This is a genomic window from Streptomyces speibonae, assembly GCF_984686075.1.
Genome location: NZ_OZ480260.1, coordinates 964,044 through 990,273, shown reverse-complemented (window position 1 = coordinate 990,273; position 26,230 = coordinate 964,044). Strand labels below are relative to the sequence as shown.

General features: G+C 71.0%; 27 protein-coding genes. 3 read left to right on the top strand and 24 right to left on the bottom strand.

Annotated elements, in window-relative coordinates:
* The first annotated feature begins 63 nt into the window (after positions 1-63).
* Together AC5L3C_RS04275 and AC5L3C_RS04270 are read left to right on the top strand one after the other, a co-directional pair.
* Positions 64-1,752, top strand: a complete 1,689-nt coding sequence (locus tag AC5L3C_RS04275; protein WP_493647056.1) for a recombinase family protein — start codon at positions 64-66, stop codon at positions 1,750-1,752.
* 244 nt (positions 1,753-1,996) lie between these two features.
* Positions 1,997-2,230 carry a helix-turn-helix domain-containing protein gene (locus tag AC5L3C_RS04270; protein WP_493647053.1) on the top strand — a complete coding sequence of 78 codons (234 nt, stop codon included), beginning with the start codon at positions 1,997-1,999 and terminating at the stop codon, positions 2,228-2,230.
* A gap of 170 nt (positions 2,231-2,400) precedes the next feature.
* Here the strand turns inward: AC5L3C_RS04270 and AC5L3C_RS04265 are convergent, their stop codons facing one another.
* Entirely contained in the window at positions 2,401-2,586 is a 186-nt protein-coding gene (locus AC5L3C_RS04265; RefSeq protein ID WP_493647051.1) for a hypothetical protein, read from the bottom strand.
* Positions 2,583-2,915, bottom strand: coding sequence for a hypothetical protein (locus AC5L3C_RS04260; protein WP_493647049.1), 333 nt, complete (start codon positions 2,913-2,915; stop codon positions 2,583-2,585). Before AC5L3C_RS04260 ends, AC5L3C_RS04265 begins: the two co-directional genes overlap by 4 nt.
* A 159-nt stretch (positions 2,916-3,074) precedes the next feature.
* Here AC5L3C_RS04260 and AC5L3C_RS04255 point away from each other — a divergent pair, with 159 nt between their 5' ends.
* Complete coding sequence (locus AC5L3C_RS04255; RefSeq protein ID WP_493647047.1) at positions 3,075-3,332, top strand: GntR family transcriptional regulator; 258 nt, start codon at positions 3,075-3,077, stop codon at positions 3,330-3,332.
* Between the two features lie 46 nt (positions 3,333-3,378).
* Here the strand turns inward: AC5L3C_RS04255 and AC5L3C_RS04250 are convergent, their stop codons facing one another.
* The 22 genes from AC5L3C_RS04250 to AC5L3C_RS04145 form a co-directional block, all read right to left on the bottom strand.
* Positions 3,379-3,618: a hypothetical protein gene (locus tag AC5L3C_RS04250; protein WP_493647045.1), complete on the bottom strand. Its 240-nt coding sequence runs from the start codon at positions 3,616-3,618 to the stop codon at positions 3,379-3,381.
* 17 nt (positions 3,619-3,635) lie between these two features.
* A complete protein-coding gene (locus AC5L3C_RS04245) occupies positions 3,636-3,998 on the bottom strand; it encodes a hypothetical protein (protein ID WP_493647043.1) in 363 nt (120 codons plus the stop codon).
* A gap of 3 nt (positions 3,999-4,001) precedes the next feature.
* Positions 4,002-4,928: an N-acetylmuramoyl-L-alanine amidase gene (locus AC5L3C_RS04240; protein WP_493647041.1), complete on the bottom strand. Its 927-nt coding sequence runs from the start codon at positions 4,926-4,928 to the stop codon at positions 4,002-4,004.
* Between the two features lie 72 nt (positions 4,929-5,000).
* Complete coding sequence (locus AC5L3C_RS04235; RefSeq protein ID WP_493647039.1) at positions 5,001-5,498, bottom strand: hypothetical protein; 498 nt, start codon at positions 5,496-5,498, stop codon at positions 5,001-5,003.
* A 9-nt stretch (positions 5,499-5,507) separates the two neighbouring features.
* On the bottom strand, positions 5,508-8,783 hold the full coding sequence (locus tag AC5L3C_RS04230; protein ID WP_493647038.1) for a hypothetical protein: 3,276 nt from the start codon (positions 8,781-8,783) through the stop codon (positions 5,508-5,510).
* 83 nt (positions 8,784-8,866) lie between these two features.
* Positions 8,867-11,986: a phage tail tape measure protein gene (locus AC5L3C_RS04225; protein ID WP_493647036.1), complete on the bottom strand. Its 3,120-nt coding sequence runs from the start codon at positions 11,984-11,986 to the stop codon at positions 8,867-8,869.
* A gap of 4 nt (positions 11,987-11,990) precedes the next feature.
* Positions 11,991-12,191, bottom strand: coding sequence for a hypothetical protein (locus AC5L3C_RS04220; RefSeq protein ID WP_493647034.1), 201 nt, complete (start codon positions 12,189-12,191; stop codon positions 11,991-11,993).
* 20 nt (positions 12,192-12,211) lie between these two features.
* A complete protein-coding gene (locus AC5L3C_RS04215) occupies positions 12,212-12,739 on the bottom strand; it encodes a DUF7426 family protein (protein WP_493647033.1) in 528 nt (175 codons plus the stop codon).
* The gene (locus tag AC5L3C_RS04210; RefSeq protein WP_493647031.1) at positions 12,739-13,215 is read right to left on the bottom strand and encodes a phage tail tube protein; all 477 of its coding nucleotides are present in this window, start codon (positions 13,213-13,215) and stop codon (positions 12,739-12,741) included. The genes AC5L3C_RS04215 and AC5L3C_RS04210 overlap by 1 nt, the downstream gene beginning before the upstream one ends.
* Before the next feature lie 9 nt (positions 13,216-13,224).
* Positions 13,225-13,656 carry a minor capsid protein gene (locus AC5L3C_RS04205; RefSeq protein ID WP_493647030.1) on the bottom strand — a complete coding sequence of 144 codons (432 nt, stop codon included), beginning with the start codon at positions 13,654-13,656 and terminating at the stop codon, positions 13,225-13,227.
* Entirely contained in the window at positions 13,653-14,000 is a 348-nt protein-coding gene (locus AC5L3C_RS04200; protein WP_493647028.1) for a hypothetical protein, read from the bottom strand. The genes AC5L3C_RS04205 and AC5L3C_RS04200 overlap by 4 nt, the downstream gene beginning before the upstream one ends.
* A 9-nt stretch (positions 14,001-14,009) precedes the next feature.
* Positions 14,010-14,327, bottom strand: a complete 318-nt coding sequence (locus tag AC5L3C_RS04195; RefSeq protein WP_493647027.1) for a hypothetical protein — start codon at positions 14,325-14,327, stop codon at positions 14,010-14,012.
* On the bottom strand, positions 14,324-15,010 hold the full coding sequence (locus tag AC5L3C_RS04190) for a hypothetical protein (protein ID WP_493647025.1): 687 nt from the start codon (positions 15,008-15,010) through the stop codon (positions 14,324-14,326). The genes AC5L3C_RS04195 and AC5L3C_RS04190 overlap by 4 nt, the downstream gene beginning before the upstream one ends.
* A 1-nt stretch (position 15,011) precedes the next feature.
* Complete coding sequence (locus tag AC5L3C_RS04185; RefSeq protein WP_493647023.1) at positions 15,012-17,279, bottom strand: hypothetical protein; 2,268 nt, start codon at positions 17,277-17,279, stop codon at positions 15,012-15,014.
* A gap of 29 nt (positions 17,280-17,308) precedes the next feature.
* The gene (locus AC5L3C_RS04180; protein ID WP_493647021.1) at positions 17,309-17,761 is read right to left on the bottom strand and encodes a hypothetical protein; all 453 of its coding nucleotides are present in this window, start codon (positions 17,759-17,761) and stop codon (positions 17,309-17,311) included.
* Between the two features lie 4 nt (positions 17,762-17,765).
* Positions 17,766-19,496, bottom strand: a complete 1,731-nt coding sequence (locus tag AC5L3C_RS04175; protein ID WP_493647019.1) for an NTP transferase domain-containing protein — start codon at positions 19,494-19,496, stop codon at positions 17,766-17,768.
* Entirely contained in the window at positions 19,493-20,401 is a 909-nt protein-coding gene (locus AC5L3C_RS04170; protein WP_493647017.1) for a glycosyltransferase family protein, read from the bottom strand. The genes AC5L3C_RS04175 and AC5L3C_RS04170 overlap by 4 nt, the downstream gene beginning before the upstream one ends.
* A 53-nt stretch (positions 20,402-20,454) precedes the next feature.
* Entirely contained in the window at positions 20,455-21,387 is a 933-nt protein-coding gene (locus tag AC5L3C_RS04165) for a major capsid protein (RefSeq protein ID WP_493647015.1), read from the bottom strand.
* Positions 21,388-21,414: 27 nt separating this feature from the next.
* Positions 21,415-22,203 (bottom strand): hypothetical protein, encoded by a 789-nt coding sequence (locus tag AC5L3C_RS04160; RefSeq protein WP_493647013.1) that lies wholly within the window; start codon positions 22,201-22,203, stop codon positions 21,415-21,417.
* Positions 22,204-22,304: 101 nt separating this feature from the next.
* A complete protein-coding gene (locus AC5L3C_RS04155) occupies positions 22,305-23,420 on the bottom strand; it encodes a phage minor capsid protein (RefSeq protein WP_493647012.1) in 1,116 nt (371 codons plus the stop codon).
* A gap of 16 nt (positions 23,421-23,436) precedes the next feature.
* Complete coding sequence (locus AC5L3C_RS04150) at positions 23,437-24,951, bottom strand: phage portal protein (protein ID WP_493647011.1); 1,515 nt, start codon at positions 24,949-24,951, stop codon at positions 23,437-23,439.
* A complete protein-coding gene (locus tag AC5L3C_RS04145) occupies positions 24,951-26,225 on the bottom strand; it encodes a PBSX family phage terminase large subunit (protein WP_493653736.1) in 1,275 nt (424 codons plus the stop codon). The genes AC5L3C_RS04150 and AC5L3C_RS04145 overlap by 1 nt, the downstream gene beginning before the upstream one ends.
* Between the last annotated feature and the right edge of the window lie 5 nt (positions 26,226-26,230).

The following is a 26,230-nucleotide window of genomic DNA, read 5'->3' as shown; positions in this document are numbered from 1 at the left end:
TGGGCGCATGTTGGAGAAGCCGAACACCTGCGAAAGTGGCTGATGTTCTGGCAGGGTGGCCCCGTGCCCAGGAGCCTCCACACTGCCATCGACACCGCCGCGCGCCGTGTCATCCGCTGCTTCTTCTACGCCCGCATCAGCGAGGACCGCGAGGGTGCTCACCTCGCCACCGAGCGGCAGATCCAGGACGGCCGGGAACTTGCCGAGCGGCTGTCCACCCCCACCGTCGAGTACCGCATCATCCGCGTCTTCGAAGACAACGACCTCTCCGCCTACTCCGGCAAGCCGCGGCCCGACTACAAGGACATGCTGGCCCGGCTCCGCAACGGCGAAGCTGACTGCGTCCTGGCGTGGCACACCGACCGCCTCCACCGCTCCCCAGTCGAACTCGAGGAGTACATCGACGTCTGCGGCCCCCGCGAGATCCCCACCCGCACCGTCAAGGCCGGCGACCTCGACCTGTCCACAGCGACCGGCCGGATGATCGCCCGGCAGCTCGGCGTCCAGGCCCGCTACGAGGTAGAGCGGATGATCGAGCGGTCAAGGCGGGCCCGTGACCAGAAGGCCAGCCACGGCGAGTACGCCGGAGGCCCCCGCCCTTTCGGGTACGAGCCGGACGGTGTCACGCCCCGCACCCTTGAGTGCCGCCGCTGCGGCCATGAGGGACCGGACGGATTCACCATCCGCCGCACCTGCGAGGCGTGCCAGGCGGTCGACCAGTTCTCCCGCGACCTCACCTGCCGGGCCTGCGACGCCAAGGACGCTCTATGCGTCGGCTTCGCGTGCGACGAGTGCCGCACTCCAGCGACCTTCGCCGAAGGGTCCGAGGCGGCGCTCGTCGGCCACGCCATGGAAGCCGTCCTCGCCGGCGCATCCCTCCGTGCTGTTGCCCAGGGCCTCGCCGAGCGGGGTGTCGTCTCGGCCCGCGGGAAGAAGCCGGACAACAACCAGCTGCGGACGATCCTTCAGCGGCCCCGCAACGCCGGACTCCTCCAGCACCGCGGGCAGGTCGCCGGGCGGGCCGATTGGATGCCGCTTGTGGATGAGGCGACGTGGCGCAGTGTGCTGGCGATCCTCGAGGATCCGAGTCGGTATACGTCGGGGACGAACGTGAGGAAGTACCTGGGGTCGAACATTTATGAGTGCGGCGAGTGCGGAACGGGGAAGTTGACCGGTTTCCCTCGGGCGGTGGTCCGCAGCAAGGCGGTGCGTGAGCGGCAGAAGCGCATGGGGGTGCGGGCGGAGCCTGTGAAGAGACTGGCGTACCGGTGTGAGAACGGGTGCGTGGTCCGCGATGGGGAGAGTCTGGACGACTACGTGCAGCTGCACCTGCTGCGGCGGTTGCAGGAGGACGACGCGGCGGTGGTGTTCGCGCGGCGTAGCGAGCCGCAGGTGGATGTGGCGCAGGTGCGGCGGGACATGCGCAAAGCGCGGCAGCGGCTGGATGAGCTGGCCGCCGCGTTGGGCCGGGATGAGATGGACATGCAGGAGTGGCGGGTCGCGTCGGGGGCGGCGAGGAAGCGTCTGCAGGATGCGGAGGATGCGTTGAAGACGGCTGTGGCCGCGAATCCGGTGGCTGAGCTGCTGGCGGCGGACGATCCGGAGGCGGTGTGGAACGACGCGTTCGACCTGTCGCGGCGGCGGGCGGCGATCGACTACGTGATGCGGGTGCGCGTAGGGAAGGCGAGGCCTGGGCGTCAGGCGGATGGCGGATACTTTGACCGGTCGTCGGTCGTGATCGACTGGAAGTAGGGCGACACCCCCGGCCGGTGGGTCCGTGCCGGGGCCGCCGGTGGCCGGGCCGCCGCTCGCCTGGGGGGCAAAGCGGCGGCCGGCCGGTCTCGGGGGGTTGTCGGACGCGTTGCCTGAATCGGGGTGGCTCATGCCCCGTGTCACTCGAACGTGCGTTTCCGGAGTGAGGGGGTTGCGCTCCCAGGTTCAGGATGCCTGATTTATCGTGCTGACTTAGGATGATCTTCGTCAGAGCGTTTGTCGAGTGCACCCACCCGACGACGACGCCTGGCTCTACGAGCACAGCCGCGTCCTCGGAGACCGGATCCGCACCGCACGCCACCAGCAGCGCATCACCCAGGAGCGCCTCTATCTGGCCGCCGGGATCAGCCGTGACGTCCTCCAGCGGATCGAGGCCGGCCAGCACAACCCGACCCTGTTCACGCTGCTGCGGATCGCGCGGGTGCTGGGTGTGCCGTTGCGGGATCTGGTCGGGTGACAGGGCGGCTGCCCCTTATGGGCGGTCAGCACGGGCAGCCGCCCTTCCCTGGGGGCGCGCTCACAGTCACGCCCCGAGGGGAACGAGGGCGGCCCGTCCCCGTCGGGGGCCGGGGGCGGGCCGCGGTCCCGCTACCGGCCCGGTCGGCGGACTGCGGGCCGGGAGCGGGGTCAGTGGGTACAGCGGCGAATCTCGATGTTGCAGTCGGACACCGAGGTCCAGTCACCGGCCTCCCGGGCGGCGGTGCGCCGGGCAGCCAGCTGCTCGCAGCGGCCGCAGTCGGGCGCGGGCTCCGGTGTGGGGAGAGGCTCCCCCAGGAGCGGCGCGTCTTCCATCGTCTTCGCCCGCCTGGTCACAGGCCGCCCTCCCGCATCAGCCGCTGCGCGGCCACGGCCACCGGGCAGGACGCGTCCGTCCGGCACCGCTCGCACGCGCGGGTGTGGTCGAAGAGCAGGCGGTACGCGGCGCGCGCGGCGCAGGGGGCGCAGCCGCGGGGGAAGAGCTGTCCGCCGTCCTCGGCGGCCCGCTCCCCGGCATCGACGGCGGCCTCGGCGGTCAGCGGCGTGTGGCACCAGGCGCAGCAGGAGCCACGACGCTGCGCGTCGGACAGGACGAGGATCGAAGGCAGCGGCAGCTGAAGGACGCTGTCTGTCCGTAAGGCGGTGGGCTGGATAGGCTCTGCCATGTCGTCGCTCCCTCGTAGCGGTGGCCACGCCCCCGGCCGGTAGCACGGCGCGGGGGTCTCCTGTGACTCGGACCATACCGCGCCTTACCGCGCTATGCCGAGGGTTCACGCAGGTTACTGCGGTCGCGCGGTGTGGCGCGGCTGCCTACGTTCGGTGATATGGGTGAGGATCTTGACCGGACGCGGGCCGTGTGGCGGCAGGTGGCGCAGATCGTCATCGGCCGTATCAAGGACGGCACCTACCCGCCTGGCACTCGTGTCCCGTCCACGCTGGAGCTTGCGACCGAGCTGGGTATCGCGTCGTCCACCAGCCAGAAAGCGCTCGCCTACCTGCGGCGCGAGGGCTGGTTGCGGGGTGAGACCGGCATCGGAACGTTCGTCGCCGACAACCCGCCCACCGACCGCCCCCAGACATGACGAAGCGGCCCCCACCGCCCGAAGGCGATGGGGGCCACACGATCAGTCAGCGGGACAGCAGCGAGAAGAGGCCCGTGCCAGCACCAGCCGCACCAGCCAGGACAGCGATCGTCGGAAGCGGCCACCGGGCACGCTCGAGCGCGCGCAGCCGCGTCTCGTGGTCGGCGACGTCCTTGCCGAGGTCGGTGAGGCCCTGCCCGATGCCGTCGAGCTTGGTCTCCACCCGGGTCAGGCCGTCACTCAGTGACCTCAGTTCCTGGTACATCTGCGCGGGCGGTATGTACACGCCCGGGTCCTGCGGCGTCACTGGACCTTCCCGCCGCCACGCTCCACCGCGTCGGACACCCGGTCGGCGAACGTATCCGAGTCGAACTCCAGGCGCACCTTCAGCGGCACCGTGAGCGGCCCGCCCTTCTGGTACTCCGGCGGCTTGGCCCACCCCAGCAGCAGGCCGGCCAGCGTGCGCAGCGGCTCCCAGCCGATCCGCCCGGCGAGCTCCTCGAGGGCCCGCCACAGCGCGTAGTACCCGGCCGTCAGGCCCGCCGTGACGTAGGCCGTCACGGTGGCGTCGTCCAGGTCCAGGCCCGCCTTCGCGGCCAGGCCGAGGAGGAGACCGGCGACGATCGGAACGACCGTGCGCATCAGGGAGGTGAAGAGGTTGGTCATGGGTCAGTCCTTCACGTCGAAGCCGTGCTTGCTGCCGAGGCGCCGCAGGCTGTCCTTGCCGGGGATGCCGTCAGCGGCGCCGCCCGGAGCGGTGCTGGCCCCGGGGTACAGCCGCAGCTGCCAGCGGGAGTAGGCGCTGACGGTGTCGCTGCCGAAGTGCCCGTCCAGGCGCGCCTTCGCGAGCAGGCCCTCGTCGACGAGCGCGGCCTCCACCGTCCGCGTCCCGCTGTAGGTGACCGGCGTGCCCTTCATTCCAGGGTTGGTACGGGCTGCCTTCACCAGCTCGGAGAGATCGACGACCGGCCGCTTCGGAGCCGGCCGCGGGGCCGCCGGCGTCTTGCCGCCGAGCCGGTCGCCAATCCGGCCGCGCATGCCGGTCATCGAAAACCCTCGCGGGTCGACCTTCCCCGGCTGCCACTCGGCGTGTCCGATGACCGAGCGCTCGTTCCAGCCGTGGTGGCGGCAGACCGCGGCCGCGGCCTTCTCGATCGCCTCCAGCTGGACGTCCGGCCACGGGTCCTCGCCGTCGCCCAGGTTCTCGCACTCGAAGCCGTAGAAGTGCCGGTTGCCGTCGGTGGTCGCCTCGTTGTCCGGCGGCAGGCTCCGCTCCGCGATCACCGCGCGCAGGACGTCGTCGTCGCCGAGCCCCGCGTGGTTGGCGCGGCCGTAGCCGACGAGGTGGACACGGCCGTCCTTGGTGATCACACCGTGGCAGAGCGGGCCGGGCAGACCGCTGTAGCCCTTGCGGCAGATCTCCACCGTTCTGGCGATGCCCTTGGTCACCGTGTGGTGGATCATCACCCCGTGCACCGGGCCCCAAGGGCCCTTGTGGTCCCGGTTGTGGTCGCGCCAGTCACCGACCTGCACGACCTCCAGCCCCTCGCGGACCAGCGCAGCGAGGAAGCTGCTCGCGGACATAGGTGGAGCCATGCTGCCTCCAGACATGAGAAGAGCCCCGGGCCGGACGGCTCCGGAGCGGCTGACGGCGGGACAGCGGCAGGGTCAGGCGGCTGCCTCGTAGGTGCCCCACGCCCGAACGAAGTCCCCACTGGCCCAGGTGAACGGGGTCACGGAGTCGATCAGACCGGAGCTCGTCGAGGCGCCATCGGTCGCCCCACCCGACGTCTCGAAACCGATCCGGGTCGTGCTGAGGAGACGGGCACGCAGCGGCACACGCAGCGTCGCATCAGTGTCCTGGGCCTCCCCGCTACCGGCCACCAGCTGCGCGGCGGCCGCGGTCACCGGCGCGCTGAACTGCCAGTTATCGCTCCCGCTGCCTCCGCCGAAATTCGTGGTCGTGCCGAACGCGATCTCCAGCCGCCAGTACACAGTGAGGGCCGATACTGCGTACCGGGCCGTGACCGTCGCGTCGCCGAAAGACGGCAGATTGGAGCCGGTGCTGGTGGACCAGGCCGGTACCCAGTCCTGCCACGTCGGCGAGATGGCGAGCAGCCTGTTCGCCGTGATCAGCATGCCTGGCTGCCAGGGCTCATATGCCACGAGAACCTCCTACAGGGCGACGGTGGGGGGAGTGGCGAGCTGGATGGCCGTCCCGGCACTCTGGGACTTCTCGACACCGTTCTCGGCCCGCGTGACCGTGAAAACTTGCGGGTTCAGCAGCCGGAAGTTGTCGTAGCGAACGACAGGATTCGTGTTCGTGTTGGCCGATGCGCTGATCGACCGGACACCCATGCTCCCGGCCGCCGTCAAGTCCGTGTCGGTAGCGGTCACGTGCCAGCCGTACGGATCCTGACCGGATGCCAGCCACGCGCGCGCCCGCAGGGCGGACCCCTGCCCCTGAAACCGCAGCCGGTACAGAGTGCCCGCCACATGGGTCAGGGGGAGGGTGTACGAGCCTAGCGCCGTCTCGGTACCCCCCACCCGCTTGCGGAGGGTCAGGATGATCGTCTGCGTCGTCGAGAACTCCAGACGCGCCTGGTAGAGATTGTTCGCGTCCACCACCCGGGCGACGAGCCCACCCGACAGGAAACCGCCCGCCGCCGTCGCGGACGTCGCCACGTCGACAACGAGATCCCAGTCCGCGTACGGCTGCGTCATCAGCGACCGGCGGGAGACGTTCGTCGAGGCGAGCGTGTGAGTGCCCACCCCGGAGCCGACCGCATAGTCCGATGACGAGCCGCCGGCCGTCGACCAGGACTGGCCCGAGTCCGCCGTCCCCCACCCCGAGGCCACCGTCCGCGCGAAGGCATCCGTCGCCCCGTCGGTGATGGCGGTGACGGTCATCTGCTCGCCGCCCGCCACTACGCCGAACGGGAACTCACCCGCGTACTCAGCCGAGCGACCCCACTCCGGGCCCTCTGTCGCTGCGACCACCAGCGTCGTGTCGGCCTCATCCACGTCGGCAGCCAGTTCGCTGGCATCCGTATCGACCCGGCCAAGGATCTCGTCCTCGACCACCCCTACCTGCCACGGGGAACCCGGGGCACATACCAGGTCGATCTCCCACGTGCGCACACCAATCCGCTCGGTGTAGCCCTGCAGGATCAGATCCACCGGCCCCGGCGGCAGCCAGGCCGGCAGGTCCGTGAGCCGGATCAGGTCCCCCTCAGACAGGTCGATGACCGTCTCGATCAGCTCGGGCGCCCGATGCAGCTTGAGCGTGATCAGCGGGTAGCGGGCCTCGTCCACCGTGCCCAGGTGCAGCAGCCAGTGCGCCATCGGCTCGGCCTGCTCGTCCTCGTACAGATTGAGCGTGACCGAGTCGTCGTAGCGGCCCGCCCCGTCCGGCGGATCCAGTACCGACAGCGGGCCCGACGTCAGCTCGGCGCGCCCCGACGAGCCGCCCGACCGAATGACCTGCACATCGTTGCGCAACGCCGAGTCGTCCTCGACCGGGTCGACCACGACGAGCCCGCGCTGCCGGAACGACAGCACGAGCGCGGGCTCCTGGTTGTAGAGAGACACCCGCGGCCGATACCGCAGGCCTGGACGCTCCGGGGTCTCCACCAGGATCCCGCCGTCCGCCGCCGCGCACTGCTCGAGCTGCTCAAGCATAGTCGCCGCCCGCTGCGGGCCCATCCGCGCCGTGAGCGTGGGCGGGCCCATCACCTCGACCGGCAAGCTCTCCTCCCCGGCGAGCCGCTGCAGCCTCGCGCCCGCCGTCTCCCCGAAGAACCCATCGTCCGCCGAGTCGTAGATCCTCACACCCGGAGCCACCGGGTAGCTGCCGCCTGTATCGAAAACGGCCAAGTGGCCGATCGCCATACCGGCGAAGTCGCTACTCCACTGCGCCTGCACGCCGGTGACCGCGCCGGGGCTGCCGGTGTAGGCCGTGGTGGCGTAGCACCAGGTGTCGGCCACGACGTCGCGCCACGCCACCGTGACATAGGTGGTCGCCCCGTCGACCGCCGAGAAAAGCTGCAGGCGATTCCACACCCCGGTGAAGGCCGCGACCGCGGAAGCGTCGGTGAAGTTGAAGAAGGCGACCACGCTTTCGTCCGCGTCGAGCGCCTGCACACGCACGTTGGCGTTGGAGACGCGGGCCCGGACCTGCGCGACGCCGCCCGTACCCGGCCGCAGACGCACACTGAAAAAGGTCTGCTCCGTGGGCGAGACGGCCTCGAGTTTGTAGACCATCTCGGCGTGCCACCCGCCAGCCGCCGCGCCCGGGACGGCGGCCTTGAGCACGGCCGGGCCATCGAGGACCGGCAGCGCCTCGGAGCCGAACAGCGTGTCGTCCTCGGCCCATTTGACGCCGGTCAGGGGGAGCGGGATCCCGCCCGGCAGCCCCGAGGCCGCGCGGGTGGCGTTCTCGCCGTCCTCCATCGGCCAGTACACCAGCGGGTCCCCGGAGGGGATACGGCGCCGCAGCGTCGACTGCAGCGGTGCCTTGCCCTGATTCAGGCGGCGCAGGATTCCCGCGCCTTCACCGGTCACCCGGATCAGGTGCCCGCCGCGGGACGCGGTCGTGGGCCACTCCGAGTACTCGCCGGAGAACCGGACGCGCCGGTCGGTCACCGGATTGGTCAGGGTCCACGTGCGGCCCGCGCTGTCAGTGAACGAAGTGGTGCCCGGTTCCTGCGCAGTGAAGTCGGGCGCGGCCACCACCGTGCCGTCGATACCCGACCGCACCTCAGCCCGGTAACAGCGGCCCTTCACCGGCGTACGGGGGTCGAGGGCGGCGGACAAGTCGAACTGCTGCGGGGCGATCGACAGGGGCGCGGTGCTCGCGAAGATGGTGATCGCCGTAGGCCCCATCATGAGGTCGTCGTCACTGAACTGGACCCACGGCCCGTCGAGGGTCTCAGCCCAGTACGTGCGCATGAGGTAGGTGCCGGCCACGGTGTCCGAAGCCAGGGTCATACGCACGGCGGCGTGCCGGGGCATCTCGGGCAGCCGCCACACCCCGCTGACACCGGTTGTGCCGTCCGTGGTCACCAGCATGACCAGGTAGCCCTCTTCGATGCGCATGTGGTAGGAGCGGTTTCCAGCGTCACCCCACTTGCCGATGAGCATCTGGGCTGCCGTGCTGTACCAGTCCGCCTCGCCCTCCCACCGCAGATCGATGTCCCCGGTGATGTCAAGCGCGGCATCGTCCGGGGTCGACGCGATCCCCGCCTCACCCGTCAGTTCCAGGTACGGGCCCCCCGCCCGCAGGCTCACCCGCATCGGAGTGTTCTTCCCCAGCTGCCCGTAGTACGGAGAGCGCGGGTTGCGGGGCGAGAACAGACCATCCGGCGACTTCAGGGTGAGGGAGCAGGAGGCAGGGTCTACCGCCTGCCCCTCGCCCGTGCGCCCGCGGGTGTGCTTGATGACGTCCTGCACCTGGACGTACCCAGTGACGTCGGTCCACTCGCCGCCGATCTGGAACTCCACCTTGGTGCCGAGCGGATCCTCCGGGAACGCCATCAGCTGCTCCTCCTCCCTGCGATCACAAGGTCGACGTCCTGCCCGCCGCGCTTGCGTACGCCGCGCCGCAGCGACTCGAGCACGTACTCGTCAGCGCCCCGGCCGGAGGAGTGCAACTCGAGCACGACCCGCTGAGATGCGGCAGCCCGCGCCCTCGAGGACGCCATGTCCCACGAGCCAGGCGCCGGCGTCTCCACCAGGCTGGCCATGGTGCTGTTGACCGCCCCGCGCTCGCCCTCCAGGCCCTTCACGAGCCCCTGCGCGGTGTAGGAGCCCACCAGCGCCATCACCCGCGACGGCGACTTGATCCCGAGCGCCTTGCGCATCGCCGTCGACATGCCCTTCGCGATCCGCAGCATCGTCTTCTCGATGTACTTCTGGTGATCCTCAAGGCCCTTCACCAGGCCCTGCGCGGCCCGGATCCCGGCCCCGTACATCGCGTCACCAGCGGTCGTACCGGCCTGCCCGGCCGCCTTCACCAGGGCAGCCTGCTGGCTGTTGATCGCCTTCACCTGCGAGCTCGTGGCGTTCGCCAGAGCGGCAGCCGACGAGGCCCCGCCGCTCACGCCGGCCTGCGCGATCTGCGCCACCAGGTCCGCGCGTACGCCCTTCTTCCGCAGCGTTGCGAGGTTCTTCGCGAACCTGATCGCGGCGGCAGTGTCCTGCTTCAGGCCCGCGAGGATCGTCTCTGCCGACTGTGCCCAGCCGCCCGTGTCCTGCTTGGTGATGTTCGCGTCGTCCAGGACGCCCTTCTTCACATCGTCGACGAGCTTCTGACGGGTCTTCTTCAGGTCCGCCAGCTTCTTCTTGGCGTCCTTCAGCTGGGAGCCGACGCGGTTGGCCCACTGCGCGTTGAAAACCAGCGAGTTGGCGTCCTTGTTGATGCGCTTCAGGGCAGCGCGCTCCCGCTTCCCGGTGAGCGCGTCCTTCACGATGTCGACAAGCTTGTACGAGGCGGCCTTGACCTGCTTCGTGCTGCCGGTGAGCCCGTCGACCAGACCACGCGCGATCCACCGGCCCTGGGCTTTCGTCACCTTCGACGGTGACGCGATCCCCAGCGCCTTGGCGACCGGCCCGGGGATCACGGACCGCGCCCAGCCCATGATCTTCGACTTGATCCAGCCGCCCATACCGCGGATGCCCGCCCACAGGCCCTGGACGACGTTGCGGCCCTTCTGTGTCAGCAGGCTGGACAGGGACCCGATGCCGCGGGAGATCCGCCCCGGCAGACCGGTCACCCACGTCACCAGCGCCATCGCCCGGTTGACGGCAGCGCTGCGCATGGCGTTGAAGTGCCGTGTGGCAGCGCCCGCCAGCTGCGAGCCCAGCGCCGAGATAGCGCCGAGCAGCCGCCCCGGCAGACCGGCGAGCCAGTCCTTCAGCTCGGTCATCTTCTTGACGGCCCAGTCCTTCGCCTGGCCGAAGAACGTCGAGACCTTGCCCGGGATCTGGCCGAGCCAGTCGACCGCAGCGAGGATCGCGTCCTTCGCCGACGAGACCTTCCCGACCACCCAGTCCCAGGCTGTGAGCGTGGCCGACTTGATGTCGTCCCAGTACAGGACGATCAGGATCACCAGGCCGGCGATCGCGGCCGCGATACCCGCGATGATCCAGAACATGGGGTTGGCGAGCATCGCCGAGTTCATTGCCCAGACGCCGATCGCAGCCAGCGAGAACGCCGCGCCCAACGCGGTCACTCCGGCCGCCGCAGCGAGGAAAACACCAGAGTGCTCCTGGACGAAGCCGAACACCTTCTCCAGCCGGGGAATCACCTCGGTACCGAGGAACTCCACCAGGTTCTGCTGCATCGTGTTCTTGAAGGCCGTGACTTTCGCGCCGGCATTGTCCCGCAGCCCTTTGCCGAGCTTGTCCGCCTCGCCCGCAGTCTTGCCCATCTCCTTCGCCGCGGTGTGCAGGTTCAGCGCGAAGAAGGCGGCACCGAGGTCCTCGCCAGGGCCGCCGAACAGATCCTGAATGGCCACCTTGGCGACGTCGGACTCCGGGCCCAACTCCACGATCGCGTCGTGGATCTTCGTCATGGCCTCCTCGCCGCGCTTACCGCCCGCGGACAGGTCGGCGATCATCTCGTCGGCGTTCAGGCCGACCGATTTGAGCGCCTCGACCTGGGCCTTACCGCCGGACGTCACCCGGAGCTCCAGCTCCTTGAACGCGTCCGCGATCTTGTCGGTGTCCTTCCAACCAGCCTGAACAGCCTGCCGCATCAACCCGAACGCCGTGCGCCCAGAGAGGCCCGACTTCTGAAACTGGACGCCGTACTCAGTGATCGTCTCCAGCAGGTCCTCACCAGCAGGGCCCATACCGGCCATGCCCTTGGTGATCATGTCGAAGGCCTCTTCCGAGTTCTTCGCCAGACCGGTCTTGACTGCGATACCAGCCGCGTTGGCAGCCATGGACACATCCACCTCAAAGGCGGACGCCAAGTCAGCTGCGTTGGTCGCGATGTCCTTGATCTGCGCGTTCGTCGCGTCAGGCGGCAGCAGGCCAGCCCCAGCGATCGCCTTGATCGCGTCCGCCCCCGCCTGGAAATCCTCGACGATCGCGTCCTTGAACAACTGCCCGGCTACCTTGCCGTACTGCTGCGCAACGGCCGGGGTCGTCCCGAGCTGGGCCCCGAGCCGGGCCGTGATCTGCGACTGGCTCAGCGCCTCCTGGAACGACGACATGAGGACGGCGCCCGCCGCGATGCCCGCACCGGCGGCCGCCATCTTCAGCCGGTCCATCCGCGAGGACGCCTGATCGACAGCCTCGTCCGCGCCCTGGGCCACGCCATCGGCGAGCTCCTGCCCCGCCTCGTCGCCCGCGTCGCCGGCGGCGTTGGCGATGCGCTGCCCACCGCGCCGCATGACGGCCTCAGCCTCCGCCACTGCGGCGGTCGCTGCGTCGACCAGCTCGCCGCGCATGTTCCGCCACTGGCCATCCGCGCCCCGCACCAGACCCTGACCGAGAATCTCGCCGATCCGCTCGCCCTCGGCCTCGGCGTCGGAGCCCATGCGCTGCCCGGACTGCCGCAGCGCCTCCTCGGCCCTGCGCAGGGCAGGGGTCACCGCCCGGTCGTCGATCGAGAGCACGGCCTGCAGCTCGCCCACGGTCAGCGCCACAGCACTACCTCCTTCGGGGTCGGGTCTTCTTGCGGTCCTCGGGAGGCGGTGCGAAGTGCCGGTACAGGCGCGTCTCCGCGGACAGCAGGCCGAGGATGCGGACCTGCAGCCACCGCCACGTGCGCTCGCGGAGGATGCCGGAGGAGGCGTCGATGCCGTACTGCGAGTGCAGGTCGGCCTCGATCAGCGGCCACTGCTGGAGCATCCGCTCCCAGGTCAGGTTCTTCAGCGACCCTGACCGCGCCCGCGACGGCGGCGGGAGCCCGCCCTCGTACCACTCGTAGAGGCCGGTGACCGGGTCGTACTCCCCGCGCCCGACCCCGAGGTACCTTGCTTCGCCTGCGCTCTCCGGGCCTCCCGGTTCCGGGCTTTTCCCGGCTGCTGGCCCGTCCGCCAGAACTCGGCGGCGGTCTCCTTGTCAGACACCACCCAGAACATCGCCGTCAGGGCAACGTGCTTGAACTGCGCCCACTTCACACCGTCGGCGAGCAGCTGGTCGTACGTCTCCCCGAGGCACAGCCGGAAGAGATCCTTCTCCTCCTCGTCGTCCAGGACCGGGGTCTCGGGCCGCTTCCCGCCGGCCGCGAGGCGGGCGGCCAGCGTGGTGATGCGCTCGATCCGCAGGCCGTCCTCGGCGGGCGGGTCCTCGATCCGGTAGATGCGGGTCTCCCCGTCCCGGCCGCGGACGGGGAGCTCCAGGTAGTCGTCGAGGAAGCTGTTGAGCGCCTCGAACTGGGTGGACGCTTCGGCCATCAGGATCCGGCCAGCGGGTTGTCGATCGGCGTGAGCGGCCCGTCACCGGTGAAGGTGATCTCGACCTCGCCGAGCGCGGTGTACTCGCCACCGGCGGGCTGCCAGTTCGGGATGGCCTTGCCCTCGTACGCCTCCGGCAGCCCCTCCCTGTTCATGTACCGCAGGTGGACGAGGTTGGACTCCCCGTACTCGAAGTGCGCCAGCCGGATGGCCTCGTGAACCGGGTGGTACTCCTTCGCCGTCTTGTTGGCCTTGCGGCGGATAGTGACGGACAGCTCCCACGACTGCGCGGTCTTCGTGTTGCCCGCCCAGCCCTCGCCGTCGTAGTCCGACGAGTCCTCGATGTTCGGCTCGGACACGGGCTGGAACTCGCGGACCCCGGGGCACAGTTGCCAGTCCGGGGACTCCTCGGTGCCCATGTTGATCTCAAGCCGCCACTCGCGTGCGAGCTCGTTCTCCTCGATGGGAGTGGACATGCGGTCCTCCTAGTCGATCGTGTGAGGCCCGGACCGCACGGTCCGGAAGTAGTAGTTCGCGGTGCGCTCCATGCGCCCGCTCGCGTCCTGGCCGATCCACGCCTCGGAGTTCCGCCAGGAGATCTCCACCCGCACACCCCGCGCGTCCCAGCGGCGCCGGTTGTGCAGGACGTCGAAGACGGCGTCGGAAAGGTCGAGCACGTCGAGCGGGGCCGTGCCCGCCCGCATGCGCGCCTGGACGCCGGTGATGGAGTCGGTGGAGTAGTCGTCGGCCACCGGATACGTCGTCAGCCCGAGCGCCCTGTCCGGGCCGTCCGGGAGCCGTCCGAGGACGATGCCCGTACCCTCGGCCGGCAGCGGGCCCGTCTCGTCGTACACGCCGACGCCAGCGTCCTCGAGGAGCTCGGCGACCCCCCGCAGCAGGTCGGTTTCGTGGCTCATCGCAGCACCCGCCTCAGCTGGGCAGCCACCAGGGCCAGCACCGTCGACCGTTCGGCGTTGAGCGGCTGCTCGAGGTACTTGGCCTGCCTGCCGGGGGCGTGCCGCCAGTCCAGCTCTTCGTGCTGGCGGACCGCGTAGGGGGTGTCGAAGGACACCATCGCCGTCAGCGACCCCTCGTCCACCGACGCGGTGCCGGTGTTCTGGAGGCCGCCCTCGTCGAGCGGCACCAGGTCCTGGGCCTCCGTCAGGACGTGCTCGGCGCCCAGGAGGAGGCCGCGCGCGGCGGCGGCCCGCAACTCGCCTGCCGCTGACCTGTCGAAGTCGAGCCGAAAGTTCAGCGGCATACCGGCCTCCTAGGTGAGTTGGATCTCCACGTGGTCCGGGGTCGGCAGGCCGCCGCCGTCCCGGGTCAGGGAGGCGATGACCGTGGTGGTCCGGCCGGACGGGAGAGTGACGCGCGACAGGGGCGGCGCCGTGGTGCCGGGGGCCGCGTAGGCCGTGGATGACGAGGTGGTCTCCTCGCCGCCCGGCGTGCGCACCGTGCGGGTCTGCTCGTCCACGAAGGCGCGTACCTCGACCGGCGGCCCGTACAGGGGGCCGGTGCTGGACTCGCCCTCGTATGCCTCGATCGTGATGCGGTGACGCAGCAGCCACCCGGGCACGCGGCTCACCAGGGCACCGCCACCGCGCCGACGTACAGGCGATCGTGCAGGTCCGGGGAGCGCAGCTCGTCCCACACCTGCGGAGCCACCTGCCGAGCCGCGGAATCCGAGCCATCCGCAGACGAGGCGGGGCTCCCGCCGAGGCTCACCGAGCCGATGCTCACCGACCCCCAGCCCGCACCAGCCGCGCCGCGGTGGTCGCCGAGCTCGTCCCACCAGGCGACCTGCGCGCACACCGCCCGCCCGATCGCCGCCGCCACAGCGTCGTCGGTGGGCATGCCGCCGTCGTCCACGTCGTACCGGCAGTACGCCAGCACCAGCGCATCCAGCATCCGGGAGGCGTCCGCCAGCAGCTTTGCTGCGTCCAGCGGCGGGGCAGCCTGCATGTACTCGGCGAGTTGTGTGGTCGTCGCGTACACCCGCCCCGCCAGCCCCGCCCCGGGGGCGGGTGCGACGGAGACCAGCTCGTGCTCAACGCTCGCGCCGGTCCCGGTCACCGTCCACGACAGCCGCCAGATCCCGGCCGCCGTGTAGGTGAGCGGAGCCGTCCACGTCTGCCCACCGTCGCCGGTCGACACCACCGGGGTCGTCACGGTGCCGTCCGGCGCGGTCACCGCCAGCGCAGCCTGGGTCGTCCCGTCATACGGGGACACCACCAGCTGCGCGGTGACCAGGTCGCCCACGTCCGGCATGTCAGCCTCCTCCTGTGCTGGAGGCCGCCAGGTGCGGCCCGGATACGGATGCAGTCAGCGACGGGCCAGCCGTCGACGGAGTGAGGAGCGGCCCCGACGTGGACGGCGTCAGCTCGTCCGCCGGCCGCTGCCTGCTCCACCCCGTCGGGCGTGCCCGGGCCGTGGTGCGGGCGGCACGGACCATGCGCGTCTGGAACGGCTGCCGGATGGTCCCCGCGCGCCCGCGCTCGAGCGCGCTGCCCACGAGCAGCCCCTTGGCCGCCCGCACCGGCCCCGCCACGGCCGTGCAGCGGGCCGTACCGAGCGGCACATCACTGCGGGCCCGCACCGGCCGGCCAGCCAGCAGCACGCGGGCGGCGCCGAGACGCACCCGGTGCCCGGCCAGGACCGGCCCAGCGGCCTCTACAGCTGCCGCGCGGCCGACCGCTGCCGTCTTGCCCGCGCGTACCGGCCGGGCCGCCGCCATCTCGCGGGCCGCGGACGCCTCGAGCGCGCCCGCCAGCAGCAGGAGCGTCCCGGTCTCACTCGACCGCGCCGCACCCAGCCGCAGCACCTTGGCCGCCGCGAGCGGACGGGCTCCCTCGAGGGATGGTGCCGTGCCGGCCGGTACGAGCCGCACCGCCCGTACCGGCCGACCGGCCTCGGCCACCCCAGCCGGCTCAATGCCGCGCGTCTTCGCGGCGGTGACCGGGCGGCCCTGCTCCACCAGCAGCGCGGGAGCAACGGGCAGCCCGGCCGTGGTGACCAGGCTCCGCCCGGCCGTGCGCTCTCGAGATGCCCCGAGGAGCGCTGTGCGGGAGTGGGCCAGGCCGCGGGCGACGCTGGTCTCCCGGGCCGCACCCACCTGGATCGTGCGTACTGCTGTGACCGGGCGGGCCGCTTCGGCCCCGGCAGCCGCCCCTACCGCAGCCGTCTTGGCGGCCGCCAGCGGGTGCGCCCGGGCGACCGCCCCAGCCGCGCCAACGTCGGTCGCGCCCGAGACGGACAGCCGCCCGGCCCGCGCCATCTCACGCGCGGCCGCCAGCTGCGCGGTCCGGGCCACCTGCACCGGCCGTGCCTGCTCGACCGCGGCCGCACCCGTGACCGGCACCACCCGTACGGCGGTCACCGGCCGCCCGGCCTCCACTGTGCGAGCCGCTCCCACGTGGGCGGTGCCCGCTGTCGACAGCGAGCGGCCAGCTGCGACCACGCGGGCCGCGTCCACACCGGCCGTCTTGGCAGGGGGCAGGGCCCCGGCCGTATCGACCGTGCGTGCTGCGCCCACGTGCACGGTGCGCGCCACGGTAACCGGGAGGGCCGTACTGGTCTCGCTGGCTGCTGCCGCAGCGGCGACGTGCGCGGCCTGGACCGGCCGTGCCTCCGTCGCCTCGGCCGCATGCGCTACAGCTGCGGCCCGCACGACGGCGAGCGGCCGGGCCGCCACCACCGTGCGTGCCGTTCCGGCCGACGCAGTGCGCGTGATGCGCAGGGGCCGCCCGGCCTCCACCGAACCACTGGCCGTGTTGCCGGCGGTCTTGGCCGCCTGCACCTCGCCCGCCGCCACCGCCGTGCGCGCACAGCCCACACCGGCCGTCTTGCGGACGGTCACCGCTCCAGCCCGGGCCACCGCCGAGGCCGCAGCGACCGCAGCCGTCTTGGCCGCCTGCACCGGCCGCCCCGACTCAGCCTCTACCGCGGGACCGGTCGGCAGCACATGCCCAGCCGCCGGGACCACGTTGAAGTCGTCGAACTCCGCGAAATCGACCGTCTCGTCGTCGCGGTGGGAGATCAGCTGCACCTGCAGCGTCTCATCGGCCACCCACGCCGGCGAGGTGACGCTGCGCTGCACCGTCCACGTCGCCCCGTCTGGGGACGTCTCCCAGTACAGGGTCCCGTCTGTCTCGCGGATCCGCAGATGCGCGTGCGCGACGGGGTCGTAGTCGATCGCCGTGTAGTTCGGATCGGTGTAGTCCACGCGCACGGCCATACCGACGTACGTCTCGAGCGGACTGATCTCGATGATCGCGTCGGTGCCGGCCGTCGTTGTGGTGACGAGGATCTGCGCCCACACTTCTGTGGCTTCGCCCTCGGCGGGCGGGTACACCCTGGCCTGCACGTGCGAGCCTGCCAGGGTGTATGCGGTGTCGGAGGCGTACGCCGCGTAGTCGTCGGTGCAGGGGACCCGCGCGCGGCCCCCGACCTCGGTGACGCCCCCGTAGGAGTCCGGCCACTTGACGGTGTCCCGGACGTTGTCGTTGAAGTCGTCCGTGAGGGTGTCGAACAGCGGCACGACTCACCCCCCGGGGGCTCGGGCTGGGGTCAGGAGGGGTTTTCGGCGACCGCGAGGCCGTCGGAGTCGATCTGCGCGGTGATGTCCGTGCCGTCCGGGGTGACCGCGAAGTCGTGGATGGTCAGCGGAATCAGGTCGGCGTCCGTGCCGCCGGTGGTGTCCGGGTCGTAGCAGATCACCAGCTTCCCGGTGGCGTTGCCGGTGGCCGCGGTCCAGGTGATGTCGTCCGCGTCGAAGCTGGCGTCGTTCGCCGTGTCGTCGACGGTGACGGTCACGTTCGTGAGCGTCTTGCGACCCATCGTCGTCTGCTCGTTGGACGCGCCTGCGAGCAGCGCGCTGAGGGTGTCGTAGTCCTGCAGCGCGTCGTCCGCCTCGAGGTCGGCCGCTTCCAACACAACTGCGATCAGCGCATCGTCCGAAGCGGGCAGGCTGGCGTAGTAGATGAACCGGCCTTTGCCGATGTTGGTGACCAGGTCGGCCATGGTGTCAGTGCTCCTTGCTGCCGTAGCGGTCGATGATCTGGGCCTTCGTGAGGGTGGCGATCTCGGCGGCCTCGTCCGAGTCCTGGGCGAGGCTGGTGGCGTACTCCACCCACGCCGCCTTCGATGCGCTCACTGCAGGGCGCGCCACAACCGCGGTCTCCTCCACCGGCGGCACCGGCACCGGCACCGGCACCGGCTCCGGGGCGGGCCCGGGTGCTTCCCCCGGCTGCTCCGGGGCGGCGGGCGCCGCCTCGTACTGCTCCGGCTCCGGCGCGGTCTCGGCCGGGATGCGGGACCAGTTCGGCAGCATCTCCAGCCGGGCGTTCCGGTGCGCGTACTCGACCTCGTCGCCCGTGTTCGCGTTGCGGTACCTGTACATCAGAGGTGATCCCTTCAGCGGGCTCGTGCAGAATTCGGCGAGCAGGGCCCGCATCGCGGCGGGCCGGTCCCGCGCGTCCAGATAGCGGCGGTACCGGGCCAGCCCCTCCCGCGATCCGGACGCGCGGGACAGCCGCTCGGCCGGCGGATGCCACAGATGCACCAGATCCGCCGTCCCGCGCCACATCGGGCCCGCCAGCGTCTCCAGCGCGACCGCCCACGCCTGGTCCTCCTGGCCCCAGCCCTCGAACCCGGGGTCCATCGGCACCCCGCGAGCGGTCTGCCGGGTGAGGACGACCATGCCGCCGCCCGCCATCCCCGGATGCGTCTCGACCGTGGGCCCGTCCAGCGGCCCGCCCTCGAGCACCTTCTCCGTAGCCTCCTCGGTCAGCCGCCGCACCAGGGTGTGGGGCATCGCCCACTTCGCCCGCCCGGCCGCGACCTCGTCCACGGCCTGCTCGATGCCGTCGCACCACACATCCGCGTCCGCGACGATGATCGTGGTGCCTTGCGCCCGGCGGATACCGTCCTGGACGGCAGCCCCCTTGCGCCACGTCCCCTCCGGGGCCCGGCCAGTGACGACCTGCCAGGTCGGGAAGGCTTCCTGCCACTGCCGCCGCACCCATCCGAGGATGCGCTGGCGGCCAGGGGCCGGCCGCCACGGGATCACCACCGACACGCTCCGACCCCGCCGCCGGTCGAGCCACCGCTCGTAGTCCAGGGGCTTGTCGAAGTCCTCTGTCCAGCCGCCGATCACCTCGTACCGGCCGTACATGCGGTGCGTACGCAGTTCACGGTCGCCCCGGCCGCACATCGCCCGGTAGGTTTCCCAGCCGCCGCACCGACGCAGCAGCCCGGCTCGCCACAGCGAGGCCACCCGGTGCAGGGCCTGCTCGTATTCGGCGTGGTGCTCGGGCCAGAAGGTGACGGCGAAGCACTCGCCCGAGGTGGCGCCGGTGGTCTGTGAGGCGCCGGGCCGGCACCACAGCAGCCACTGGCGCCGCTCGTCGCCGAGGATCAGGGCCATCGCCTCGTCGTCGAACCACACGTCGCCGTAGAGGACGACCGTGCGACCGTCGGGGGCCCAGAGATGACGCGACGACAGAAACTTGTCCGCGTCCGCGTTGGACGGCGTCAGCCGGGCGTCCACCCGCTCCGCGCCGTCCGCTTCATACCGGGCATCGCCGGGCTTGGACACCACCAGCACCCGCCCCGCGCCATGCTCGCGCGCCAGCCGCACCGTACGGTCGAGCAGCCGCTCGCCCTCCGGCGCCAGCAGGTGCTTCGGCGTGCCCCGGTGGTCGCCCCACCGGGTCGCCTCGCCCGCGCAGATGACGATCACGGTCGGCCCGCTCACCCGAACACCACCTTCTGGATGTACTGGAGCCGGTGCTCCCACAGATGCCGCTCCTCCACCAGCGCCCGCCCCCGCTCCGCACGGTCGGCCAGCTCGCGGTCGGTGATGCTGTCGATGAGGTCCCCGAGCGGCCCGAACTCGCCGACCTCGTACCCCAGCAGCAGGTCGGGGGTGTAGCCCTGCTCGTCCATGCCCTCGATCAGCGGATGCGCCAGCGGCGCCCCCCGCGCGAGGGTCAACGGGACCCGGTCCGACCAGTAGCGCGGCACCGGCACCGAATCAGCGAGCACCACCCGCGCCGTGGCGTAGAGGCTGGACAGGTCGGTGCCCCATACGCGGCGGCGCGGCGTGCCGTACCAGCCGAACCGATCCCCCCACCGTTCCTTCGCCCACGTGAGGAGCTGCCTGCGGTGGTTGCGATGGCTGCCCGCCGAGCACGTCCCCACGAACACGATCGGCTCCGGCCACCGCTCCTTATCCACGACGCCGGGGGTGAGCCAGCGGCGCCCCGCCGGAGCAGGAAGCCAGCGGTGGTTGATGCCACGCGCCTTGAACTTCTTCTGGTGGCCGCCGTCGGCGGTGAACACGTGGTCGCAGCGCCACCACGCGTCCCGGCCGATTTCCGGCTCCCGGTTGGGGCGCGTCCAGTACAGGTCCATGTGCATCCCCACCGTGGCTGCGCCGGCTGACCGGGCGGCAGCGAGGATGCGGTCACCGTGCTGCGGGGCCTTACCGGGTGTGTGGACCCAGAGCAGCATGTCGGCGCCGGGCAGCGCCTGGACGATCGGGCCGGGATCGTGCGGGGAGAGGTGCAGCACGTCCCAGCCCAACCGGGTACCGGCGGCGGCGACATCGTTCTTCCAGGAGCGGGCCAGGCCAGGGAGGCCGATCTGCACTACACGCACGTCACGGCCTCCCCTCCACCTGCCCACCACCCCTGCCCTCACCGGAGAGGGGGTCAGGACCCGGTCTCGCCGCTGATGATCACGGCCCGGTTCGCGTCGAGGGTCTTCGTGCCGTACAGGCAGTCCACGCTGACGACGGTCTGCTTGTACTTGATGTCGTAGTCGTAGACCACGCGCAGCGCGAACCCTTCGTAGTTCATGATCGCCGCGTCCTGGGCGCCCGGCGGCACCTCCAGCGTCCGCGTCACCAGCGCGAACGCCGTCTTGTGGAACGCCAGGGACTCCTCGGTCGTCGCCGGAGACTCCAGCTTCACGTTCTGCGACATGTACGGGTCGAACCCGGACGCCATGCCACCGAACTGCGCCTGCCGCAGACCCACCGTGGACCCGGACTGGTCGGCCGCACGCCACGCCTTCTCCGCGATCCACCGCGACTTCGTGCGCGGGCCGACGACGACCCGCCGCTCGTCCATCGGCACGTTCTGCGTGTCGAGGACTTCGCCCGCCTCGATGAGGACGCGGGAGTCGGACCACGGGTAGTTCCCGTCGTAGCCGTGGTAGTCCTCGCCGTCGGTGTTCGCGGCGACGCCGCCGACCTGCTGCACGACGTCCGTGCGCAGGGCGAGGAGGTCGCGGTCGATCTTCTCCGCGATCGCCTTCATCATCGGGTCGAGGATCTGCTCGCCGAAGTCGTTGATCTCCAGGGTGAGCTGCTCCGTCGTCACCGCGACGGACACGTCCGGGAAGTGGTTCAGCGTGACCGGCACACCGGTCTCGGTCGCGTTCTGCGGGACGATGCCCGTGTTCCGGTCGAACTGCGACGCGGTGAACGTCGCGGGTTTGCGCACCGTGATGGTGTCGCCCTGCCGGCCGCGGAAGTCGGCCTCGTAGTCGCGGTGCACGAGCTGCGCCATCACGGTGTTCTCGTACAGCGTGGCGAGCCCGCGCGTGGCGATCAGGTCGGGGGTGAGAAAGGTGTTGGCCACGACGGGCCTCCCATCTGTGTGGAGGCGTCAGCGTCGTCCCTTACGGAACGCTTCTCGCTGCGCCTCGATGCTGTTGCCGTTCTTGGGCTTCTCCGTGCTGCCGGAGAAGTCGCCGCTGGTGCGCGCGGGCGCCTGACCCGCGGCCTTGAGCTTGGGGTTGTCGGTGACCGCCTGCTTGATCGCGGCGTTCACCTTCTTCGCGAACTCCTCGTCACCCGGGTCGAGGTCAGCGATCGACCGCAGGAAGCTGCGGGAGTCGGTCAGGGCCTCCGCGTCGGCGCCGTACTTCGACGCGCCCCGGAACACGGCCAGCTCCACCGCGGTCTCGCGGTGCGCGGCCTTCGCCTTCTCGATCTCCGCAGACAGCGCCTTCGGGTCCGGCGGGGTGTCCTTGTCGTCCTCGATCAGCCCGAGCGTCTTCGCGATCTGCTTGGTGATCTCGGATCGGGCCTCGTCCGCCGCGGCCTTCTTCGCGTTCGTGCGGGCCTTCGCCGCGTCGGCGTTGGCCTGCTTCAGCTCCTTGCGGAGCCGCTCCAGCTCGGCCGCCGGGTCCTCGTCCTTCTTGGCGGGCGGCTTCGGCTTGGGCTTGTCGTCCTTGCCCGCGCCGTCGTCGCCCTGGTCGTCGTCGCCGGTCCCGCCGGCATCGTCGTCCTGGTCGTCGTCGCCCGTGCCGTTACCGCTGTCGCCGTTGTCGGATCCGGAGCCGTCTCCGTCCCCGCCGTCGGCGTACAGGTACGGCGCGAAAGGGGCGTGGCCGTAGGGGTGTGCCCAGCCAGCGCCGGTCAGGGCGTGGCGGGGGAGGGTTCGCTTGGGCATGCGTGCACTCCTGGTGCGCGTCGGAATGGTTCGGCCCCGCGCCTGGCGGGGGTTGTGCGATCCGGCCCGCACCCGGCGGGCGGAAGACTCTGTGTGCCCGGTCAGCGGGCCGTGGAGAGCTGCTCGCGGTGGCTCTTGCGGGGCAGGCCCGTCTCCGCGGCCAGCTCGCGGATGCGGGCCTGATACGCGCGCACCCGCGCACGCCGCGCTTTCGCTGTGGCCTCGTCCATGGCCGCGTCCTCCAGACGCTTCCACTTCCGCACCTGCCGCTCCAGGTACCGCTGCCGCTGCGAGTCCTCGTACGTCCCCCGCGACGGCTGCGCCTTCGGAATCCTGGACACCCCAGGCAAGTACGCGGACACCGTGTGCCGGCAGTTCGGATGCATGAAGCCCTTCCCGCGCGCCTCCGGCAGCGACCCGGCCACCACCACGGTCACCATCTCGCCGTCCTCCGTGGCGTGCTCCACCTGCACCGTCCGCTCCCCGGGCGCGCCCGTTCGGGCGAGCACCTTCCGCTCCCACGGCCGGCACAGCGGGCACTCCTCCGGCGCCTGCGACACGATCACCAGGTCCACCCCGGCCGCACCCAGCCGATCCGAGTGGGCCTCGACGGCGGCGCGGGCGGTCGCCGACCGCATCGCCATTTCCACGTAGGAGCGCAGCTCCCACGACCGGCCCGACTGGTCGACGAAACCGCGTACCCCGCGGTTGGCGAACTGGTCGAACGCGGACTGTGCCGCCTGGCGGCGGGTCTGCACGCCGAGCGCGGGGGCTGCGGCGGCCCGGCCGATGACCTCCCGGTACACGTCCATGGACTGGCGCAGCATCCGCAGATGCACCGGCCCCGTGTCCGCGATGACGGCCTGCGCCAGCCGGTCCACCACCGGCGCCGTCGGTACTGCCGCCGCGGCCGCAGCCGTCTGGCCGACACCGAGGGCCCCGAGTTCGGCGACAGCGGCCTGCTGGCCACGGTCGTAGGCCTCGGCGAGCGCCTGGTGCACGGCGCCCGACGCGTCCAGCTGGAGCGCGGCGATGACCTCTTCGATCGCGACCTGCAGGTTGCCGACCGCGGCCAGCTTGAGCTCGACCCACACGGGGCTGTTGATGCCCTCAGCGAGCGCCCGTCGGATCCTCCCGATGAGCTCGCCCTCGGCGGCCTCGTACAGGTCCGCGACTGCTGCGGCGAGGTCTTCGGCCATGGCCGGGGACACGGGCATGGCCGATCACCACCTTCTACGGGAGGGCTCCGGTCTGCATCGGGTCCGGCACCGCGGTGCCCGCCTCCTGCTGGATCCGGTCGACTTCCTCCTGCACCTGGGTGTCGTCCCACTCGGGGTGGGCCATCCGCACCAGCGTGTCCGTGCTCGCCGCCTGCGCCCGCCGCAGAACGTCCGCCGTGTTGGCGAGCGTCAGCGGGTCCTCCTGCACGGAGTCCTCGAACTCGACCGTGGGCCGCTGGGGCACGATGCTCCCGCCGAACACGGCCTGATCGATGGCGAGGAGCGCCTCCACCAGCTGCGCCAGTGCCGGCCGCCACCGGAGGATCTTCTTGCCGCGAGTCGTCATCGACCGCCGTTCCCGGGCGGTGATCTCCGTCGCGGTCACCGCGGCGTCGCCACCGAGCCCGAACGTCTGCCCCGAGTAGCCGGCCGACCGAAGGATCTGGTTGACCAAGTCCTCCGCCGTCTCCCGATGCTCGGCGACCCGGATCGCGAACTGGGCCACGGTGAGCTGCCCGCTCGCATCCGCACGAGCCAGCATGTCCAGCCCGGCGAACACCTCCTGATCCGGATTCCACGAGCCGCCCCGCCCAGGCCCCTGCGACTGCAGGTAGGCGTTCGGCACGACGATGCGGCCCTTGCCGATCCGGATGTCCCGCATCCACGAGCTGTAGGTCTCATCGAGGGCGTCCATCATCGGCTCGACCCCGTCCAGGTCGGAGCGGCCGAAGTCCTTCAGCTTCGGCTTGCACCGCCAGCGGCGGCTGATCTGGTTGGGGATGTACACGACGTCCAGGCCGTTGTAGCCGGTCGGGATTGCGCCCTCGGCGTTGACCAGGGGCGCGAACGGGGCTGTGGCCTCCGAGTCCTCGAGGGGGACCGGTCGGCCGAGGTTGTCCTTCGTGCCCTGGTACAGGCCGTGCATGATGACGCCCGGCTCGTGCCGCTCCAGCCACCGCCAGATCTGGCCGTCCTCCTCGCGGACGGCCTTCCAGAACGTGACTACGGAGAGGCGGCCCCAGGTGAACTCGGGCAGGGCCCGGTCGGCGTGCTCGGCGACGATCCACGGCCGGTCCGCCAGCTCCTTGTCGTAGACCGGCCGCAGATACACGCCGCCCAGGGCAGCGCCAACCTCAGCGGCTGTCTGCAGCGTGGCCAGCATGCCGTCGTCGACGAGGGCATCGAGTCGGTCCTGGGTGGTGTCGTCGTCGACGGTGAGCTTCGGCGGCTCCGAGAACAGGAGGTCGGCCGACCCACCGCAGAGGTCACCGGCGATCGGCACGTGCAACTTCGTGCGGCGCTCGCCCGGGGCGGTCGGCGTGCCCCACCACCAGCGTGCGAGACGGCCGATCACCCCGCCGGCGAACTGCAGACGCTTGGGGTCGGGGCCGCCGCCCGTCGAGCCGCCGTAGAGCTGCTCCAGCCGGTCGGGGTCACCGGACCACCAGGAATCCCAGGCGTGCATCGCGTCGAGGGCCGGTCCGAGGTAAGGCGGAGGCCACGCGGTGTTGCCTGCGGGCAGGGACATCAGGCAGCCACCTCCAGTCGGGTCGGTAGGTACGGCCGCCACAGGGCCTCGGTCGTCCGTAGGCCGTAGCGAATCGCGTCGAGCGAATGATCATTCTCTTTGATCGGCTTATCCTCGCCGCGCTCCGCCGCAGAGTCGTCCCACGAGTAGCCCGGGAACTCGTCGATCAGGCCGCGCGCGGACTCGTGCACCAGCAGATCCCCGGTGGAGATCAGCGAGGACACCGTGCGGATGCCGTCGAGCACCGCATTGTCCGCCGCCGTCACACCGCTCACACCGTCCCGGTGCAGCTGCTCGATGTACGACGACGCCGACGGGTCCACGATCGTCCACTCCGGCGCCACACCCACGACGTTCGACTGCGGCTGCGGCACCCTGGCCAGCCACGCCCGGCGCGCCTTCGAGTACTCGCTGTCCGTCATCTGCCGGCGCGCGGTACGGGAGTCATGCCGGAACTCGCTGACCACGTACAGGCGCCGGTCCGCGCCGACGCCGATCAGCAGGTCGGCGTACGGGTTGACGGTGCCGTAGTCGATCGCGTCGCACAGCCAGCGGTCGATGCGCGGCAGGTCCCGCACCACATGCTTCGTGGTGTCGAACATCTCGTAGATGGCGCCCTCGGACTGCACCCAGTGGCCGGAGATGAACCGCCGGTACCACAGGCCGACGTACTCGGCCTTCAGGGAAGCGACGTACGCCTCGTCGAGGGCGGGGTTGTCGTCGAGGGTGAAGTGCCACTCCCGCAGGTCCAAGTCGGCCGCGCGGTCGAGGAACTCCTTCTTCAACCAGTGCCCCGGGTTGTCGGGGTTCGTCGTCGCCAGCAGCCGCGCACCCGGCACGCTGAGGCGGCCGAGAAGCTGGTTCCAGAAGCCGCGCGGGATCAGCGTCGCCTCGTCCACGTACGCGAGGCAGGCGGTCAGACCACGGAGGCGGCCCTCCGCGCGGGAGTCGGCGGCGCCGATCAGGTGCACAGTCCGGCCGAGGATCGTCGCCGTCGTCGCGCCACGGGTGTGGACGACCAGCTTGGCGATCGGCCCGAACAGGGCGTCGTCCTGGAGCGGGTCGAGGACGTTCCGTTCGATCGTCTGCAGCGACCGGCCCACGATCACGATCAGCCCCGACGACGGGGCCGCGGCGACCGCGATCAGGAACGCGATCAGCGAGGCGACGGTCTTACCCGAGCGGATCGCGCCATGGAGGATGTTGATGCGCGCCGTCGAGTACGCGACCGCCTCGATCTGCTTGCGGCTGAGCGGAAGGTCCAACCCACGGATCACGG